The organism is Cupriavidus yeoncheonensis (genome assembly GCF_905397275.1).
Taxonomy (GTDB): Bacteria; Pseudomonadota; Gammaproteobacteria; order Burkholderiales; family Burkholderiaceae; genus Cupriavidus; species Cupriavidus yeoncheonensis.
In genome coordinates, this window is the sequence record NZ_CAJPUY010000020.1 from 75,614 (window position 1) to 91,600 (window position 15,987).

Here is a 15,987-nt window from a genome sequence, read left to right on the forward strand (position 1 = left end):
TTCTTATTAATGGTATTGATTCCGATACGCGGAACTAAGGACGTCTGGAGGAGGTTGTCATGTCTGGTAGTGTGACGGTGTTGATCGGTGGTGATTGCGGTCCTGCGCATGGACCAAAGGATGGTTTTCCAATAGAGAGCTACACGGAACTGGTACGTCCGGTGCTGGAGCAAGCGGATATGCGGTTTGTGAACTGCATGCGTACCTATTCGAGTCGGGGCATTCGGGCCGACCACGCCCCGCAAGTTGCACAGCCCGTCGAGATGGCAGAGATTTACACCAATGGCCTGTTCGACGCCGTCACCATGTCGAACAATCACACCTATGACGCCGGGCCGGACGCCATGCTCGATACCCGCGAACTGCTGAATTCGCGCGGTATCCAGGTAACAGGGGCGGGCCGGGACCTCAAGGAGGCTCGCCGCGCGGCGATCGTCGAAAAGAATGGCGTCAAAGTGGCCTACCTTGGCTATACGTCGGTCGCTGCGGCTGGCAGTGCGGCCGGTCCCGACAAGCCCGGCGTAACCTCGATCCGCGTCAGGACGTCCTACGAAACCCGCGGACCGCACCAGCCGGTTGGCATCCGGACCGAGCCCGATCCTGAGGATCTCGCCATGCTGGTGGAGGATATCCGCGCGTTGCGGGAACAAGCGGACATTGTCATTCTTGCTTTTCACTCCGGCGTGATTCGTCTGCCACGGGTGATCTCTGACTACCAGGTAACCGTTGCGCACGCCGCCATCGACGCCGGTGCCGACCTGGTGGTTGCGCACGCGCCGCACATTCCGAAAGCCGTCGAAGTTTATAAAGGCAAAGCCATCTTCTACAGCCTGGGCGTATTCGCCATGACGAAGGGCTTCCCGGCGCCGTCCTGGGCCGAGCCGGCATGGTCACATGGCGCTGTGCGGAATCATACCGATCTCGATCCCGATTTCCCGCTCATGCCATACGGCAAAGCCTGTACCCTGAGCCTGCTTGCAAAGGCGGTGGTGTCGAAGGAGGGAGTGCTGCGTATCGCCTTCCTGCCCATGGCGATGGACCGGCGGTACCGGCCGGAAGTGCTGCGCCGCGGAAATCCGAAGTTCGACGAGGTTCTCAACTATATGGAGTGGGCATCCGTGGATATGCCGCATACCTTCCACGTAGAAGGGGACGAGGTGATCGTCACGGGCTGAAGCCCGCCTCAGGTGACACGTCAGGGCCAGTCTCGCTGTGGCACGCGTGGCCGGCAACTGGTGTCGAAGGGAAGTGCCGTTCCGTCTAGCCCAGCCGTTTCCTCGTTCAGGCCGCCTGGCGCCGGGTGACTTGTGGCGGCGCGGCGCTTTCAAAGCGAATCATTGGAATGGAGGCGGCGGCAGCCCCGTGCTGAACGCCTTGGCATGGAATACGGTCGCGCCTTGCCCCTTGTCGGTGTCGCTGGTGACCACGTAGAGATCGTTCCGGCCGGGATGGATGGCCAGGCTGGTGGAGGCCAGGTTGTGGTCGCTATCGCGTCCGGGCAAAAGCAACTGGCCGATGGGGATGCCGTAGCGATTGAAGGCCAGCACGCGGCCTTGCCCGTAGATCGCCACGTACACGTTACCGTCGGCATCGGGGCATCGGCGCGCATCGAGTCCGGGGCCGGCCCGACAAAGTGGTAGGCAATGGCCGAACCGATCGGGGCGATGGTGGTGGCGTCGGCCAGCTCGATCCGGTGCAGCAGGTTGCGGCCGAACTCCGTCGCCCACAGCGTCTTGCCATCGGGACTGAGCGCCAGGCCGTTGGCCATTGCCAGATTCGGCAGCACGGGTTTGATCGTGGTCAGGTCCGGCGCGGCATAGTACACACCGCCTTTGGGTTCGGTCGCGTTGCCCTTGAAATCGATGAAGTAGAAGCCGCCGCGCGCATCGAACACCAGGTCATTGGGCATGAACCCCGCCACCGGCGGCACGATCATCTGCAGGTCCGAGCCGTCCGCGTTCACCGCTAAGTTCGCGCCGCGGCCATTCGGAATGTCCAGCGCCGCGATGAAGAGGCGCCCGTCCGGGTGGAAGGCCAGCCCCCCGGCGCCAGCGCGTCCAGGGTGACGATGGTGGACAATTGCTTGTCCGGCGTCAGGCGCAGCACGCGGCGGCCGCTCACGTCGCAGAGGAGCAGATTGCCGCTGCGGTCGAAGATCGCCCCTTCGAGTATCCGGCCCTCGTCGGAGACCTTGAACCAGGACGCGGCCACGGTGGTCTGCAAGGCGCGCTCGGACGGGGGAATTGGCACCGCGCTCCGCGTCTGCGCGTCGTAGGCCAGCCGGGCCGACGCCCCCGACTTGAGGCCCATTGCAAGAATTGGGCAGGCAGCGATGAGGGCTGCTCTCGCTTTGGCGCGCGGCCGGCCGCCGTGCTGGCGGCTCGGTTCGCAAACGAAAGCGTGGATCATGGCGCGGCGCTTACCAAGGTTGATTCGCGGGGCCGACCGTGAACTCGTTGATGGTCGTGTCCTCGGGCTGATCGATCGCAAAGGCGACAACGCTTGCGATCCGATCCGGGGAAATACCATAGGTGTCGTAGATGCCCTGCATCTGGTCGAGCGACGCCTGGTCTTTGATCGTTGTTAGCAGCTCGGTATTGATGGCTGCCGGATAGATTGTCGTGGTGCGGATGTGGGTGCCTTCAATGGCGGACTCCATGCGCAGGACTTCCATGAAGTCGCGTACGAACCACTTCGTTCCACCATAGACGGCGCCGCCCGGATAGGCCTTGAGCCCCGCTACCGATGAAGTTGCGATAACGTGGCCGGACTTTTGTTCGAGGAACGCGGGCAGGCCGGCAGCCACGCCATTCAGGACACCCTTGACGTTGACATCGACCATCTGATGCCAGTCATCCGTCTTCAGCGCGGACAGCGGCGAGTTCGGCATCAGGCCGGCGTTCAGGAACAAGACATCCACGCGGCCGAACTCGGCCTTGGCCAAATGGACGATGCGGTCGTTTTCCTCGTGCTTGGTCACGTCCAGTTCTTGATAGGCCGCTAAACCACCCGTTTGCCGGATCTCATTCGCTATCCGTTTCAGGTTTTCTTCGCGTCGTGCGCCGAGTACGACCTTGGCGCCCTTGCTGGCGAGCAGCTTGGCCGTTGCCTCGCCGATTCCGGACGATGCGCCCGTGATGATAACGACTTTGTCCTTGATCATGATGTTCCTCTGCTTTGCGATGTGCCGGAAATGCCTGCCGGCGCGACCATCAGTACACGGCGAATCCGCCGTCGACCGCCAACGCCTGGCCGGTCACGAAGCTCGAGCCCGAACTGCACAGCCAGAGCACGGCATCGGCGATTTCCTCGCCGCGCCCCAGGCGCTTCATCGGCAGGTCGCGCAGCAGGTCATCCATCGCCAGCATTCCCTTTTCCAGCATCGATGACACCATCGGCGTGTCGATCGTGCCCGGGCACACGGCATTGACGCGCACGCCGCGCGTGGCATATTCGAGCGCGGCGCTGCGGGTCAGTCCGATCACGCCGTGCTTGGTCCCGTGGTAGGCGGCGATCATGGCCCGGCCGGTGAGCCCGCCAATGGACGAGCAGTTGACGATCGCACCGCTGCCTTGCTTGCGCATCTGCGCCAGTTCGTGCTTCATGCACGCCCAGACGCCGCGCTGGTTGATGGCGCTGACGCGATCGTAGTCCTCGATGGATTGGTCCGCGATCTCCGAGGCGGGGATCTGGATGCCGGCGTTGTTGAACGCGGCATCCAGGCGGCCGAAGGTGGTAACCGTGCGCGCCACCATGGTTGCCACCTGAGCCTCATCTGCTACATCACACACCACGCCGATCACCTTGCCGCCCGCTGCCGTGATTTCGTCCACGGCTTGCCGCAGGGCCGCTTCTGTCACGTCCGCCAGCGTGACGGCCGCTCCGGCCTTCGCGAAAGCACGCGCCGTACTGAGGCCCATACCGGATGCCGCGCCGGTGACCAGCGCAACCTGTCCCTTGAAGTCATAGGTAACGTTCATGCATGTCTCCTGGTGAGTCCAGACCGCCAATGAGGCAGCCTGCGGAATTGCGCTGGAACGGCGCTGCCGTGCTCAATCCTTGCCGATCTGGCCCATCTGCTTCGCATCCATGCGACCGCCATGGACGGTGATTGTGGCCATACCCGCCTCGATCTCGCGCAGGTCTTCAGGCGTGAGGTTGACGTTGACGGAGCTGAGGTTCTCACGTGAGTGGTCCAGATTGGTCGTCCCGGGGATGGAGACGATCCAGGGCTTTTGCGCCGCCAGCCAGGCCAGGGCGATCTGGGCACGCGTGGCTCCCTTCTTCTCGCCGAAGGCCTTGAGAAAGTCGAGGATCGGCTGGTTGGCCTTCATGACCTCAGCGCTGAAGCGCGGGAAGGTCTTGCGCAGATCGGTCTTGCCGTCGAAGTTGGCTTGTGCATCCAGCGGCAGCTTGCCGGGCAGGAAGCCCTGGCCCAGCGGCCCCCATGGCACAAAGCCGATGCCCAGTTCCTCGCATGCCTGCAGCACGCCGTTGTGTTCCACGCTGCGCTCCATGATCGAGTATTCGGTCTGGATCGCGGACACCGGATGCACGGCGTGGGCACGTCGGATGGTGCGTGCGCTGGGCTCCGACAGGCCGAAGTGCAGCACCTTGCCCTGCTGGATCAGATACTTGATGGTGCCGGCCACCTCTTCGATCGGCACGGTCAGGTCGACGCGGTGCTGGTAGTACAGGTCGATTCGGTCGGTCTTCAGGCGCTTGAGCGATTCCTCGACGACGCGGCGGATGCGCTGGGGGCGGCTGTCCAGGCCGTTTGTGCCGTCGATCTTGAAGCCGAACTTGGTGGCGATCACCACATGGTTGCGCACCGGCTTAAGGGCCTCGGCGACGAGTGCCTCGTTGACGTAGGGACCATAGACCTCTGCGGTGTCGAAGAAGGTGATGCCGCGCTCATAGGCGTCGCGAATCACGCGGATGCTCGTCGCGCGGTCCACGCCGGGGCCATAGTGGCCGGGGCTGTTGCTCATGCAGCCGAAGCCCAGTTCCGATACCGTGAGGCCACCTAGCCTGCGCGTCCTTATGGTGTAAGCCTTTTCGCGATTGCCGACACGCTGCGCAGTTTGTGCCGCAGCGGGAGTGGCCCAGGACGAAGCACCGATTGGCAGGGCTGCGCCAGCCGCTGCGATGCTTGCGGTCTTCAAAAATCCGCGCCTATCGGCGGCCATGCCAGGCTTTTCTATGGTTTCGCGATCAGTGAGGTTCTGCGTGCTCATGTTCCCCGCCAGGATTGGCTTCTTCATGCCCTGTATGTTGGGTCACGGAAGTCAACTTAACTAGCTAATGAAACCTTAAAAGGCATATTAGTTGTGCTAATTAGAGGAACAGTCATCGTGAAACAAAAAAGTCCCGCGAGCGCGGGACAGGCCTTCGGTTCAGGCGTGAACCGAAGGTGAGACACATATGGGTAGAGGGGCCTTCCCCCTGCGCACTCACCAACCCGCGCGCTCCTCCTGCGGATACTGCAGCACCATCGCCTCCAGGCCATTCGCGCCGGCACGGATTTCGAACTTCTCCTCAGTCGGCTCCACCACCACCATGGACCACTGCGGCAGTTCTTCGTCACCGTGGATAAGACTGCCGTTGCCGACGAAGAGGTAGTAGCCGCCTGCAGCGCGGGGATCGGGACCCTGCACCGACATGCCCTCGCCGAGCCGTACCACTTGCGCAGCCATGCCATCCGATTCGTCGGCGAACAGGGTTTCCCACGTCACTTCCTTGCGGGACTTCAGAACCGGTTCGGTAGAGAAGCGCACCGGCTCCGACGTCAGGTGGCGCCGCTTGCTTTGCTCAAGCTTTTCGCGGTAGCCCGGCTTGTCCAGATAGATCGGCTCGGAATTTCCCGTGTACATACGCATCGCCACGAAAGAGAGGCCTTGGGGGCCAGCCACGATTGGGCCATAAGCGGTGTGGTGATCCTTGAACTGGACGGTAAGCGGCTGCAGCACCTGGCCGCGGTTGCCGATCGTGCCCGATCCGGCGATGAACAGTTGAAACATCGTCACGCCGTGGAAGTGGGGGACGATGGTTTCGTTCGCATCCAACTCCGACATCGTGGCTTGCGGCCCCGACTGCCGCTCGGCTGAGGAACGCGGTCCGAAGAACACGGTGCCCCAATGCCTGTTACCGGTCCCCGGGGAAACCACAACATCCCGTTTTGCCAGGGCGTCGGCGCCACTTCGCGTGTAAATCATGGTCATTTCTCCTTTGCGTCTGCCGCAGGTGGCGGAATAACTCCGCGCTGGTTTGCGGGTTGCGCAGAGCAGGCCGGCAACCCATGTCTGCATCGTAGCAGAAGTTTTGATGAATAGCATCAGTTTCGATGTATGGAACCAGAGTGACGCTGGCTTTGTGGTTCTGAAGAATGAAACCGATTCCGAAAATGTTGACTGTGCTGACGGGTGGGACTAAAGTCGGGGCTATCGGAGCCTGCACAGCGCCTGGCCCGCAGGGGCTGCTCGTCGCAGACGTTGTCGCGCATCAGTGCGCAGTTTTGTCCCGATGTGTCTCGGGAAGGGATCAACACTAGGTATGAACAAATTCAGTCATCTATTCGAGCCTCGCGCTATTGCCGTGGTGGGCGTCTCCGACGATGTCGCGCGCCCGGGTTCGCAGGTTGTGCGGGCACTGCTCAAGAACGGCTACCGAGGCAGGATCTTTCCGGTTAATCCGAAGTACGAGCAGTTCGACGGCCTGAAGTGCTACGCGTCCGTTGCCGATATTGAGGATGACGTGGATCTGGTCGTCATCGGTGTCCCGGCCAAAGGTGTGCTGCCGGTGGTGGAGGCGGCAGCGGAGAAGGGTGTGCCGTTTGCGCTGATCCTCAGTGGCGGCTTCCGCGAAAGCGGCCCGGAAGGCGTGGAGCGCGAACGCCGGATGCTCGAGATCGCGCGAGGATCCGGCATGCGCATCGTAGGACCGAACTGCCTGGGCTTTGCAAACCTTCATGACAATGTCTATGCCGCCTTTGGCAGCATCACGCGCGAGCCGAAGCTCATGCCCGGTTCCGTTTCGCTGGTGACGCAAAGCGGCGGTTTCGGGTATAGCATCGCACTGGCTTGCGAGGCCGCCGGCATCGGTTTCCGGCACGTGATCGCGACTGGCAATGAAAGCGATATCGATACCGTCCAGTTGATTGATGCCCTGCTCGATGATGACGAGACCAAGATCATCCTTGCCTATATCGAAGGTACCCGGGACGGTCGGGCACTGCTCGACGTCGGGCAGCGTGCGATGGCCCGTGGCAAGCCGCTGCTGCTGTGGAAGGCAGGGGTGACCGAGCAGGGCGCGCGCGCCGCGGCGTCGCATACCGCCAGCATGACCAGCAGCTATGACTATTACTCTGCGGCTTTCAAGCAGAGCGGGATCGTGGAGATCCGCGAGATTGACCAGGCGGTCGACTACCTGAAGGCGCTTGAAGGCGGCAAGTATCCGGCGGGCGGCGGAGTGGCGGTGATGGGGGTGTCCGGCGGCTCGGCAATCGTCTTTGCTGACGCCGGCGAGCCGGCGGGTCTGTCCCTGTGCGAGCTGACCGACAAGACCCAGGCAAGCCTTCAGACGGTTATCCCCAACATCGGGGCCGTCCATAATCCCATCGACCTGACCGCAGGCTACTTTTCCGCCAGCAATCGCGCCAATCTGGAAACGGCGGTACGTGCCACGCTGGCCGACCCCAATGTACATGCGGTGTGCGTGAACATCGCGACGACCGGCAAGGCGGGGAGCCTGGTGGCGGCAGAGGTGCTGGGGGAAATTGCCGGCTCGACCGAAAAGCCCATCGTCGTCTTCTCATCGGCTCCGGCCAGCCAGGTCGGCGACGCGCTGGCGGTGTTCGCGAAGGCAAACATTCCCGTACTGCGGTCGCCGTCACGCGCGGCCGGCGCGCTGGCCATGCTGGCCAGCTACCGGCAGGCCCGCGCGCGTGTCGAACGCGCCGCTGCCGCTACGCAAAACGTGACGGCACCGCGCGAAGTGTTCCCGCGCAACGCCCAGGGCTCGTCGCTGTCCGAAGCCGAGGCCAAGGCGATTCTCGCGGCGGCTGGCATTCCCGTGTCCAGGGATGTGATCGTCAGCGGTGTCGAAGAGGCTGCCGTCTTCGACAAGATGACCGCGCCGCTGGTGGTCAAGATCGTCTCGCCGGATATCGCGCACAAGACGGATGTGGGCGGTGTCAAGGTGGGCATCCGTACGCGCGCCGAGCTGGAGGCAGCAATTGCCGAGGTTCTGGACAATGCGCGCCAGAAGGCGCCGTCTGCCCGTATTTCCGGCGTGCTGGTGACGGAAATGATCCAGGGCGGTTTCGAACTGATTGCGGGCGTGGTCAACGACGAGGTCTTTGGGCCAGTCGTGGCCGTCGGTGCGGGCGGCATCTACGCCGAACTGCTTGGCGACACCACCTGCAGGCTGGCGCCGTTTGACGAAGTGACGGCACGCGAGATGCTCGATGAGCTGAAGTGCCGGCGTATCCTCGACGGCGTCCGGGGCAAGCCGGCGCTGGATGTCGATGCCGCGGCGCGCGCGCTCGCTGCGCTGTCGCGCTTTGCGTGGGAAGCACGCGACCAGGTGGGAGAAGTCGATATCAATCCCGTGTTCGTCCTGGCTGATGGCGTGGTGGCCGCCGACGCCGTCATCATTCCTAAGGCTCGCCCGGCAGTGCAGCCCGTCTCGGGAGAAAAATCATGACCGAAACAGTAATGGAGCTGCCGACCCACCCGGTCACGTTCGAGCCGGTCGGTCACACGCTGCCGGTGCGTGAGGGGGATACGATCCTTGCGGCCGCGCTAAGCCACAATTTTCCGCTGCCGCATGGCTGCCGCACCGGCACCTGCGGTACCTGCAAGGCCCGGGTGCTGGAAGGTGAAGTGGATCACGGCGATTCCGACGGCTGCGTGCTGTCGGCTGCCGAACGTGCTCAGGGCTATGCCCTGCTTTGCCAGGCCAAGCCGCGCTCCGCGCTGGCGATCGCCAGCAGCGTGGTGCGCGAAAACATGGACATCCCCATCGTGCGCCTGCCTTGCCGGGTGCAACAACTGGAGCGCCTGGCGCACGACGTCATGCGCATCCGCTTGCGCCTGCCCGCCAGGCAACGCCTGAAGTTCCTGCCAGGGCAGTACATCAATATCGTGATGCCGGGCGGTATCCGCCGCAGCCTGTCGATGGCCAACTCGCCGCAGGACGAGGAGTTGGTCGAACTGCACCTGCGCAACTACGGCGGGCCGTTCAGCACCCACGTCTTCAATGTGCTGAAGGAAAACGACCTGCTGCGCATCGAAGGCCCGGTAGGCGCGTTTTTCGTCCGCGAGCAGAGCGCCAAGCCGATCATCTTCGTGGCCAGCGGCACGGGCTTCGCGCCGATCAAGGCAATGATCGAGCATGAGGCCAGCAAAGGTAGTGGCCGTCCGATGAACCTGTACTGGGGGGGGCGCCGTCCTGCTGACCTCTACCTGGATGCGCTGGCGAAGACCTGGCAAGAGAAATATGGCGTCCGCTACGTGCCGGTGGTGTCCGAGGCCCGCGCCGAAGACGCCTGGCAGGGGCGCACTGGCTTTGTCCACCGCGCCGTGATGGAAGACCATCCTGATCTGTCTGGCCACCAGGTCTACGCGTGTGGCGCGCCGATCGTCGTGCAGTCGGCCCGCGATGATTTCATCAATGTATGCCGCCTGCCGGAGACCGAGTTCTTTGCCGACATCTTCGTGTCTGGCGGTAGCAAGGTCCGCGCGGCTGCTTAGCAGAAGAAAATCAGGAGACAGCTTTCATGAATACCACGCAAGAGAATCTCGTCGTTGAACGTGCAGAAGACTTTCTGTGGATCACGATCAATCGTGCCGAGAAAGCGAACGCGATGACCGTCGCCATCATGGAGGGCATCACCGCAGCGATCCGGGATGGCGCGGGAGATCAGACGGTCAAGGCCGTGCTGCTGACGGCGGCGGGAGGCCGTGTGTTCAGTGGTGGCGCCGATGTGCGGGAGCAGCCCGAAGACGGCGACATGGCGCGTCAGCGCGAGCACCGGTCGCAAGCGCTGGCGGCATTGCAGGATGCCGTGATGGACAACCCGGTCCCGGTCATTGCCGTACTGAACGGCATCGCCAGCGGTGGTGGCGCCATGTTGGCGTTGCTGGCGGATGCCTGTGTCGCGGCGGAAACGGCTTCGCTGTCCTTGCCGGAAATCGATCTTGGCATTCCGACCTTTTCCGGCGCGAATATCCTCGAGGTCATCGGCGGACGTGCGCTGGCGCTGGACCTGATCCAGACGGGCAGGCGCATGCCGGCGCGCGAAGCGCTGACGCGGGGGCTGGTGGCGGCCGTGGTGCCAGCCGATGAACTGAAGCAGGCGGCAAGAGGACTGGCAGGAACGTTGGGCGCCAAGGAGCGACGCGTATTTGCCGACAACAAGCAATGGATCAACCGGGAACTGAAGGCGGCGCTGCTGGAAGCGCGTGCGCAGCATGCCCGGCACCGCAAGGCCGTCGCGGCGGCCGAAGCTGTGGCGCACTAACAATCAGGAGGGGAAAGTGGCAGACCTGGAGATTGAAACGATTGGCCGCGTGATGGTCGCGCGCCTGAATCGACCGGAGAAGAAGAACGCGTTGAGTGAGGAAATGCTCGAACTCCTGCGCGCGGCACTGAAGAGTGCGAACGAAGACCCGAGCATCGGCAGCTTTGTCATTACCGGCAGTGGGGACGCGTTCTGCTCGGGCGGCGATCTTGGCCGACGCGGATCGGAAGCCGACCCGACACCGCTGGAGCGCAAGCGGAGGCTCCAGAATGTCACCCATCAGGTTGCATTGGCGGTGGAAGAATTCGAGAAGCCGCTCATCGCCGCCGTGAACGGGGCCGCCGTGGGAGCGGGCATGGATCTTTCGCTCATGTGCGACCTGCGCTTTGCGGCGAGAACCGCGCGGTTTGCGGAGGCGTACATCCGTGTCGGCCTTCTGCCCGGCAACGGCGGCTGCTATTTCCTGCCGCGCCTGGTAGGTCCGGCCAAGGCGTTGGAGCTGCTTTGGACCGGCGATTTCGTGCCGGCGGAAGAGGCGCTGCGTATCGGGCTGGTCAACCGTGTTTGCAGCGCGGACGACCTGATGCAGGAGACGATCGCCTTTGCCCAGCGCCTGGCGGACGGACCGCCGATCCAGACACGCGATATCAAGAAGCTGATGTATCAATCGCAGCGCACCGACCTGCGCACGAGCCTGGAAACGGTGGCATCGCACATGGCAGTCGTGCAATCGACGCGGGACTACAAGGAGGCGATCCTGGCTTACAAGGAGAAGCGCAAGCCCGTATTCGAAGGCCGCTGAGCCCCATGGCCTTTCGCTTATGCTGAGTGCTTTAAGGGTAACATTTTGAGGCGGGTGTAGCGTTGCGCCCCGCAGTGGATCACGGCGGTGGCATTGGGGCGCGTGTGGGGCATGGCGACCCCACTGCCGTGATGTACCATACAGGGTTTCTAAATATGGATGGAATACCTCCAAATGATGCGCTCGGTGCAACGTATTCTTGCTGTATTCGAAAGCTTCACGGCCGAACGGAGCAGCCTGACGCTACAGGAGATTGCTGACCGCATCGAGCTGCCGAAGTCCACGACGTTCCGCATCGTCCAGAGCCTGGACCAGGCGGGCTACCTGGTCCGGCTTGAAGACCAGCAGTACTGCCTGTCGTTCCGCTTCACACGGCTCGCCGGCCTGGTGAAAAGCACGCTCGGGATCCGCGAGATTGCCCGTCCGATCCTGATCGAGTTGGCGGAAAAGACCAAGGAAACGATCTCGCTGCATACCGTCAGCGGCCAGAACCGCATCTGCATCGACGCGGTGTCGACAGACGCCTCGCCGCTGCGCGCCGTGGTCCAGTCGGGCGAGCAGATCCCGCTGCTCGTGGGATCCGGCTCCAAGGTGCTGATGGCGTATATGCCGAAGGATGAAGCCGCCCCCTTCGTCACCGCTGTTGCCAAGGCGACCAAGCGAACCAAGGCCGACGTGCTGGCCGAATTCGAGAAAGTGCGCGAGCAAGGTTATTCGGTCTCGCATGGGGAACGCCTGCTGGGCATCTCGGCGATTTCGGCGCCCATCAAGGACGTACACGAAGAAGTGCACTATTGCCTGTCGCTTGGCGCACCGACCGTGCGCTTGCAGACTCGCGAAAAGGAACTCGTCAAGCAAGTGGTCAATGCCGCCGCCAATATCTCGCTGCAGTTCGGCGGCCGGCTGGAATAACCTCAGCTTCGATCCATTGCCGCGGTAGTGCGTTTGCTGCGTACTGGCAAACGCGTACTGGAAAAGGGGTAGGTGCGCGGGCACATGGTCTACCCCGAATCCTTCGCTCCTCGATCGCTAGTGCGTCAGAGCAGCGATCCCACCATCCCGCCTTCCACCGGAATCGTCGCGCCATTGACGAACCCCGCCTGCATCGAGGCCAGGAACGTCACCACGCCGGTCGTTTCCTGCTGGGTGCCGAGCCGGCCCAGCGGTGTGAGCTTCTTGCGAGCTGCGGTCTGTTCTGCCGAATAGGCAGCACCGTCACTGCGGTGCGAAGTGTCGATCAGCGCGGGAGCAACGCAGTTTACGGTAATGCCGCTGGCCCCAACCTCATTCGACAGGTGCTTCATATAGGCCGTCACGCCAGCCCGGAACACAGTTGACAGGCTGTGATGCGGCATCGGCTGCTTGACCGATGCGGACGTGATGGCGATGATTCGGCCCCATCCGCGGTCGAGCATCAGCGGGATGACATGGGTCACCACCTGGATGGTGCCCCACAACTGGTTCTCGTATGCCTCCTTCCAGCGCGCTTCGTCGTTTTCTTCAAGTGTGGCGCGGATGGGGTTGGGTGGACGTGCCGTGTTCAGGACGACAATGTCGGGGCCACCGCCATTCTGCCGCAGCGTGGCGGCCAGCCGTTCCACATCGTCGCGCACCAGCATATTGCCGGGAACCGCGATGGCCTCTACGCCGTGCTGCGCTTCGATTTCCTCCGTAACGGCTTGCAGCTTGTCGGCGGAGCGGGCGAACAGCACCACATTGACGCCTTCCGCTGCCAGTGCATGCGCAATGTTCCTGCCCATGCCGCCGCTGGAAGCAGTGATCAGCGCCGTCTTTCCTTTAATTCCGAGATCCATTTTCTTTTGCTCACTAAGTAGGGTCGAGTCCTTGGCGACGATTGCCGACCTTAGTCAAGGCCGACCATCCCCATCCAATATTGGAGCTGGTTGCCGGCGGTTTCCACATCGTACGTCCGAGAGAGTTCCAGGCGGCCGTCTGCTGTGATGCGAAGGACCGAAAGTGCCGCCGGCACGTGCCGGATATGGTCGCCATCGCGCTTGGCCAGGGCCTTGATGCTCGCCGTCACCAGCAGGCGCCCGCCTGGATCGCAGGCAAAGGTGCGGATGTGGAAGGATTCGGTGTCAGCGTGCTGGAGAAGCGTCGGTTCCCCTGTTTCCGGGTCGATCCGATACACCGCGATATTGTTTTCGCCGCCGGCGAATACCTTGCTATCGCGGTCGGCGACAGTGTGGTCGGCCCGGTTGGCGACATAGACGCAATGGCCGGCCGGATGGACGTGAATGGGCCCCCCCAATTGCCTGGGGCGCACGAGTTCGGGCTGGCGCAGTGTCGGACAGGTGAAGGCGGGTGCCGCTTCGATGCCGCTATCGCTGTAGCGGAACATGTAGAGTTGGTTGGTGCGTTCATCCGAAGCGTAGAGCCAGGGCTTTGACGGGTGGAATGCGATGTGGCGAGGACCGAAGCCATATCCGCCCCGTGGGGCTACCACCCCGCCGGCAGACAGATGGCCATCCGCGAAGCCGAAGGTCCGCAGTGCTCCGGGCTCTTCCGGCTTGTCGCCCAGCGCCTTGTTGCCGCGGTCGACGATCACGGCGGTGCGGCCCGACGGTGTGACCATGACCTGGTGCGGGTAGATGCCGTAGTCCAGGGCGGTGGCCTGTACGACGCAATCGCCGATCTTTCCATTAGCTTCCACGCGATGCACCGTGATTCCGCTTGACGGATAGTTGTGGCCATTCAGGACATAGCGGCCGGACGGATCCACGCACATATGCACGGCGCGACGCGGCAAGGGGCGGCTTTCCCCGTGCGCCAGCAACGCGCCATCCGCCCCGATGGCAAAGGCGCTGACGTGGTTGTAATCGGATTCGACCCGCGGCCCGCCGTTGCTGGTGGAAACATACAGGTACGGTTGGGAAGGGTGGCGCCAGGCATATTGCACCTTGGCGGGAGCCCGGACGGTTCCCTTCCTGACGAGCGTTGCCGAATCGACATCCACCGCGTAATGGGTGAGCCTGTCATCAACGGCACTATATAAGGCAACGGATCTTGCCATTGGATTCTCCGCGGGTAATCGGCTCAGGGCGTATTGTCGGCAACCGGCGTGAACATCGGAATCGATGTGCCGCTTTCGGACGTTTTGAAGACCACCCTGACGCGCTGCCCGATCCGGACCGTATCCAGGTCTGTGTCGACGATGTTCGTCAAGATGGTTGGCCCTTCATCCAGCGTCACGTAGGCGATGCAGTAGGGCGTGCCGGTGCCGCGGCGTGTCACGCTATAGGTATAAATCACCCCTGTACCCTGGCTGTCGGCCCATTGCACTTCACTGCTCCAGCAAAAAGGACACAAGGCACGCGGATAGTGATGGGTTTGCTCGCAACTACTGCAAACCTTGACCAGCAGCTTTCCCTCGGCAGCGGCGGCGAAATAGGGTTCATCCCCCGGATTCATAGCCGGGTCGCTGATCTTGCGGGCTTCGGAAAACGTCGGCATGTCATTTACTCCCTTTCCATGATGAGCGTGGCCGCGCCGTGCCGGTGGCCGATCGCTCCACCGATGCCTGTGGCCAGTGCTAGTGTGCAATCCGGTACCTGCACGCTGGGATGCGCTTCGCCGCGCAGTTGGCGCACCGCTTCGATGATCTTGGTCATGCCACCGCGATTTGCCGGATGGTTATTGCACAGGCCGCCGCCGTCGGTATTGAAAGGCAGCTTGCCGACTCCGGAGATCAGCTTGCCGTCGGCGACGAACCGGCCGCCTTCTCCCTTCTTGCAGAAGCCTAGGTCTTCCAGTTGCAGGATTACGGTGATGGTGAAGCTGTCGTAGATCGACGCATACTGGATATCGGCGGGGGTGACGCCTGCTTCTTCGAAGGCACGCGGGCCCGTCCATGCCGCGCCGGTATAGGTCAGGTCCACCTTGCCAGCCATCTGGTGCTTGGTCGATTCGCCTGCACCCAGCAGTTTGATGCGGGGACGTGCCAGGGCCCTGGCGATTTCCGGGCGCGCCACGATCACCGCGCCACCCCCATCGCTGACAACGCATGAATCGAGACGATGCAGCGGGTCAGCGATCATCGGCGAGGCCAGTACGTCATCGACCGTGACAACGTTGCGCAGCATGGCGTTCGGGTTGTACTGCGCATGGTGCGACGCAGCGACCTTGACCCAGGCAAGCTGCTCGCTCGTGGTGCCGAATTCATACATATGCCGCATGGCACACATGGCGTAAAGGTTCAGCGTGACCGGGCTGTAGGGCATTTCATAGGGCGCCTCCGGCATGTTGACGCCGCGGACTCGCACCTGCGTGCCGGAAATTCCCTCGGAATTCGGCCGACCGGCAAGGGTGATGAGCGCCACGTTGCACTTGCCGGCCGCGATCGCCTCGGCCGCGTGGGCCACGTGTGCCAAGTATGAGCATCCCCCCATATCCGTCGAATCCACATGCCTGAGCCGGTTCAGGTTCAGGTAGTTCGCCATCGACCACACGTTGGCACCCGGTGCGTCACCGGCACAGAAAAAGCCGTCGATGTCATCCCGCGACAGCCCCGCGTCTTCGATCGCGCCTTTGGCGACCTCCGCATGGAGCTGCGCCACGGAGTGCTCCGGCGCTTTGCGCAAGGGGTGTTCGTACGCCCCGATGATGTAGGCCTTGTCTTTGATTGTCATGCCGAGTCTCCTTG

At 62.8% G+C, this 15,987-nt stretch carries 16 protein-coding genes; 6 read left to right on the plus strand and 10 right to left on the minus strand.

Translation table 11 applies throughout. From position 1 onward, the window contains the following. The first annotated feature begins 59 nt into the window (after positions 1-59). Positions 60-1,175 carry a CapA family protein gene (locus KHO22_RS24435; protein WP_211949763.1) on the plus strand — a complete coding sequence of 372 codons (1,116 nt, stop codon included), beginning with the start codon at positions 60-62 and terminating at the stop codon, positions 1,173-1,175. Positions 1,176-1,324: 149 nt separating this feature from the next. On the opposite strand, the gene KHO22_RS24440 is transcribed toward KHO22_RS24435, so the two are convergent. The 6 genes from KHO22_RS24440 to KHO22_RS24465 all read right to left on the minus strand — a co-directional run bounded on the left by KHO22_RS24440 (position 1,325) and on the right by KHO22_RS24465 (position 6,221). After that, a complete protein-coding gene (locus tag KHO22_RS24440; protein WP_211949764.1) occupies positions 1,325-1,936 on the minus strand; it encodes an SMP-30/gluconolactonase/LRE family protein in 612 nt (203 codons plus the stop codon). A gap of 29 nt (positions 1,937-1,965) precedes the next feature. Then, positions 1,966-2,409, minus strand: coding sequence for a hypothetical protein (locus tag KHO22_RS24445; protein WP_211949765.1), 444 nt, complete (start codon positions 2,407-2,409; stop codon positions 1,966-1,968). Between the two features lie 10 nt (positions 2,410-2,419). Beyond that, complete coding sequence (locus tag KHO22_RS24450; protein ID WP_211949766.1) at positions 2,420-3,163, minus strand: SDR family oxidoreductase; 744 nt, start codon at positions 3,161-3,163, stop codon at positions 2,420-2,422. 49 nt (positions 3,164-3,212) lie between these two features. After that, positions 3,213-3,980 (minus strand): SDR family NAD(P)-dependent oxidoreductase, encoded by a 768-nt coding sequence (locus KHO22_RS24455; RefSeq protein ID WP_211949767.1) that lies wholly within the window; start codon positions 3,978-3,980, stop codon positions 3,213-3,215. A gap of 72 nt (positions 3,981-4,052) precedes the next feature. Beyond that, positions 4,053-5,189, minus strand: coding sequence for an aldo/keto reductase (locus tag KHO22_RS24460; RefSeq protein ID WP_211949820.1), 1,137 nt, complete (start codon positions 5,187-5,189; stop codon positions 4,053-4,055). A 264-nt stretch (positions 5,190-5,453) separates the two neighbouring features. Next, entirely contained in the window at positions 5,454-6,221 is a 768-nt protein-coding gene (locus KHO22_RS24465; RefSeq protein WP_230427000.1) for a hypothetical protein, read from the minus strand. Between the two features lie 283 nt (positions 6,222-6,504). On the opposite strand from KHO22_RS24465, the gene KHO22_RS24470 reads away from it, so the two are divergent. From KHO22_RS24470 to KHO22_RS24490, 5 genes are all read left to right on the plus strand, one after another. Continuing rightward, positions 6,505-8,703 (plus strand): acetate--CoA ligase family protein, encoded by a 2,199-nt coding sequence (locus KHO22_RS24470; protein WP_230427001.1) that lies wholly within the window; start codon positions 6,505-6,507, stop codon positions 8,701-8,703. Beyond that, positions 8,700-9,752, plus strand: coding sequence for a CDP-6-deoxy-delta-3,4-glucoseen reductase (locus KHO22_RS24475; RefSeq protein ID WP_211949768.1), 1,053 nt, complete (start codon positions 8,700-8,702; stop codon positions 9,750-9,752). Before KHO22_RS24470 ends, KHO22_RS24475 begins: the two co-directional genes overlap by 4 nt. A gap of 26 nt (positions 9,753-9,778) precedes the next feature. Continuing rightward, entirely contained in the window at positions 9,779-10,522 is a 744-nt protein-coding gene (locus KHO22_RS24480; protein ID WP_211949769.1) for an enoyl-CoA hydratase/isomerase family protein, read from the plus strand. Next, a complete protein-coding gene (locus tag KHO22_RS24485) occupies positions 10,473-11,324 on the plus strand; it encodes an enoyl-CoA hydratase/isomerase family protein (RefSeq protein WP_230427002.1) in 852 nt (283 codons plus the stop codon). Before KHO22_RS24480 ends, KHO22_RS24485 begins: the two co-directional genes overlap by 50 nt. Positions 11,325-11,501: 177 nt before the next feature. After that, entirely contained in the window at positions 11,502-12,236 is a 735-nt protein-coding gene (locus KHO22_RS24490) for an IclR family transcriptional regulator (protein WP_230427009.1), read from the plus strand. Between the two features lie 125 nt (positions 12,237-12,361). Here the strand turns inward: KHO22_RS24490 and KHO22_RS24495 are convergent, their stop codons facing one another. From KHO22_RS24495 to KHO22_RS24510, 4 genes are read right to left on the minus strand one after another with little or no spacing between them, the layout of a single operon-like run. Continuing rightward, on the minus strand, positions 12,362-13,138 hold the full coding sequence (locus KHO22_RS24495) for an SDR family oxidoreductase (RefSeq protein WP_211949771.1): 777 nt from the start codon (positions 13,136-13,138) through the stop codon (positions 12,362-12,364). A 50-nt stretch (positions 13,139-13,188) separates the two neighbouring features. Further along, positions 13,189-14,358, minus strand: a complete 1,170-nt coding sequence (locus tag KHO22_RS24500; protein WP_211949772.1) for a lactonase family protein — start codon at positions 14,356-14,358, stop codon at positions 13,189-13,191. Positions 14,359-14,381: 23 nt separating this feature from the next. Further along, the gene (locus KHO22_RS24505; protein ID WP_211949773.1) at positions 14,382-14,798 is read right to left on the minus strand and encodes a Zn-ribbon domain-containing OB-fold protein; all 417 of its coding nucleotides are present in this window, start codon (positions 14,796-14,798) and stop codon (positions 14,382-14,384) included. Positions 14,799-14,803: 5 nt separating this feature from the next. Beyond that, positions 14,804-15,973, minus strand: coding sequence for a thiolase domain-containing protein (locus KHO22_RS24510; protein ID WP_211949774.1), 1,170 nt, complete (start codon positions 15,971-15,973; stop codon positions 14,804-14,806). Between the last annotated feature and the right edge of the window lie 14 nt (positions 15,974-15,987).

Bases quoted from the DNA above. Each gene is read 5' to 3' on its own strand.
- KHO22_RS24435 (WP_211949763.1), top strand. From the start codon at position 60: ATGTCTGGTAGTGTGACGGTGTTGATCGGTGGTGATTGCGGTCCTGCG.
- KHO22_RS24440 (WP_211949764.1), bottom strand. From the start codon at position 1,936: ATGATCGTGCCGCCGGTGGCGGGGTTCATGCCCAATGACCTGGTGTTC.
- KHO22_RS24445 (WP_211949765.1), bottom strand. From the start codon at position 2,409: ATGATCCACGCTTTCGTTTGCGAACCGAGCCGCCAGCACGGCGGCCGG.
- KHO22_RS24450 (WP_211949766.1), bottom strand. From the start codon at position 3,163: ATGATCAAGGACAAAGTCGTTATCATCACGGGCGCATCGTCCGGAATC.
- KHO22_RS24455 (WP_211949767.1), bottom strand. From the start codon at position 3,980: ATGAACGTTACCTATGACTTCAAGGGACAGGTTGCGCTGGTCACCGGC.
- KHO22_RS24460 (WP_211949820.1), bottom strand. From the start codon at position 5,189: ATGGCCGCCGATAGGCGCGGATTTTTGAAGACCGCAAGCATCGCAGCG.
- KHO22_RS24465 (WP_230427000.1), bottom strand. From the start codon at position 6,221: ATGACCATGATTTACACGCGAAGTGGCGCCGACGCCCTGGCAAAACGG.
- KHO22_RS24475 (WP_211949768.1), top strand. From the start codon at position 8,700: ATGACCGAAACAGTAATGGAGCTGCCGACCCACCCGGTCACGTTCGAG.
- KHO22_RS24480 (WP_211949769.1), top strand. From the start codon at position 9,779: ATGAATACCACGCAAGAGAATCTCGTCGTTGAACGTGCAGAAGACTTT.
- KHO22_RS24485 (WP_230427002.1), top strand. From the start codon at position 10,473: ATGCCCGGCACCGCAAGGCCGTCGCGGCGGCCGAAGCTGTGGCGCACT.
- KHO22_RS24490 (WP_230427009.1), top strand. From the start codon at position 11,502: ATGCGCTCGGTGCAACGTATTCTTGCTGTATTCGAAAGCTTCACGGCC.
- KHO22_RS24495 (WP_211949771.1), bottom strand. From the start codon at position 13,138: ATGGATCTCGGAATTAAAGGAAAGACGGCGCTGATCACTGCTTCCAGC.
- KHO22_RS24500 (WP_211949772.1), bottom strand. From the start codon at position 14,358: ATGGCAAGATCCGTTGCCTTATATAGTGCCGTTGATGACAGGCTCACC.
- KHO22_RS24505 (WP_211949773.1), bottom strand. From the start codon at position 14,798: ATGCCGACGTTTTCCGAAGCCCGCAAGATCAGCGACCCGGCTATGAAT.
- KHO22_RS24510 (WP_211949774.1), bottom strand. From the start codon at position 15,973: ATGACAATCAAAGACAAGGCCTACATCATCGGGGCGTACGAACACCCC.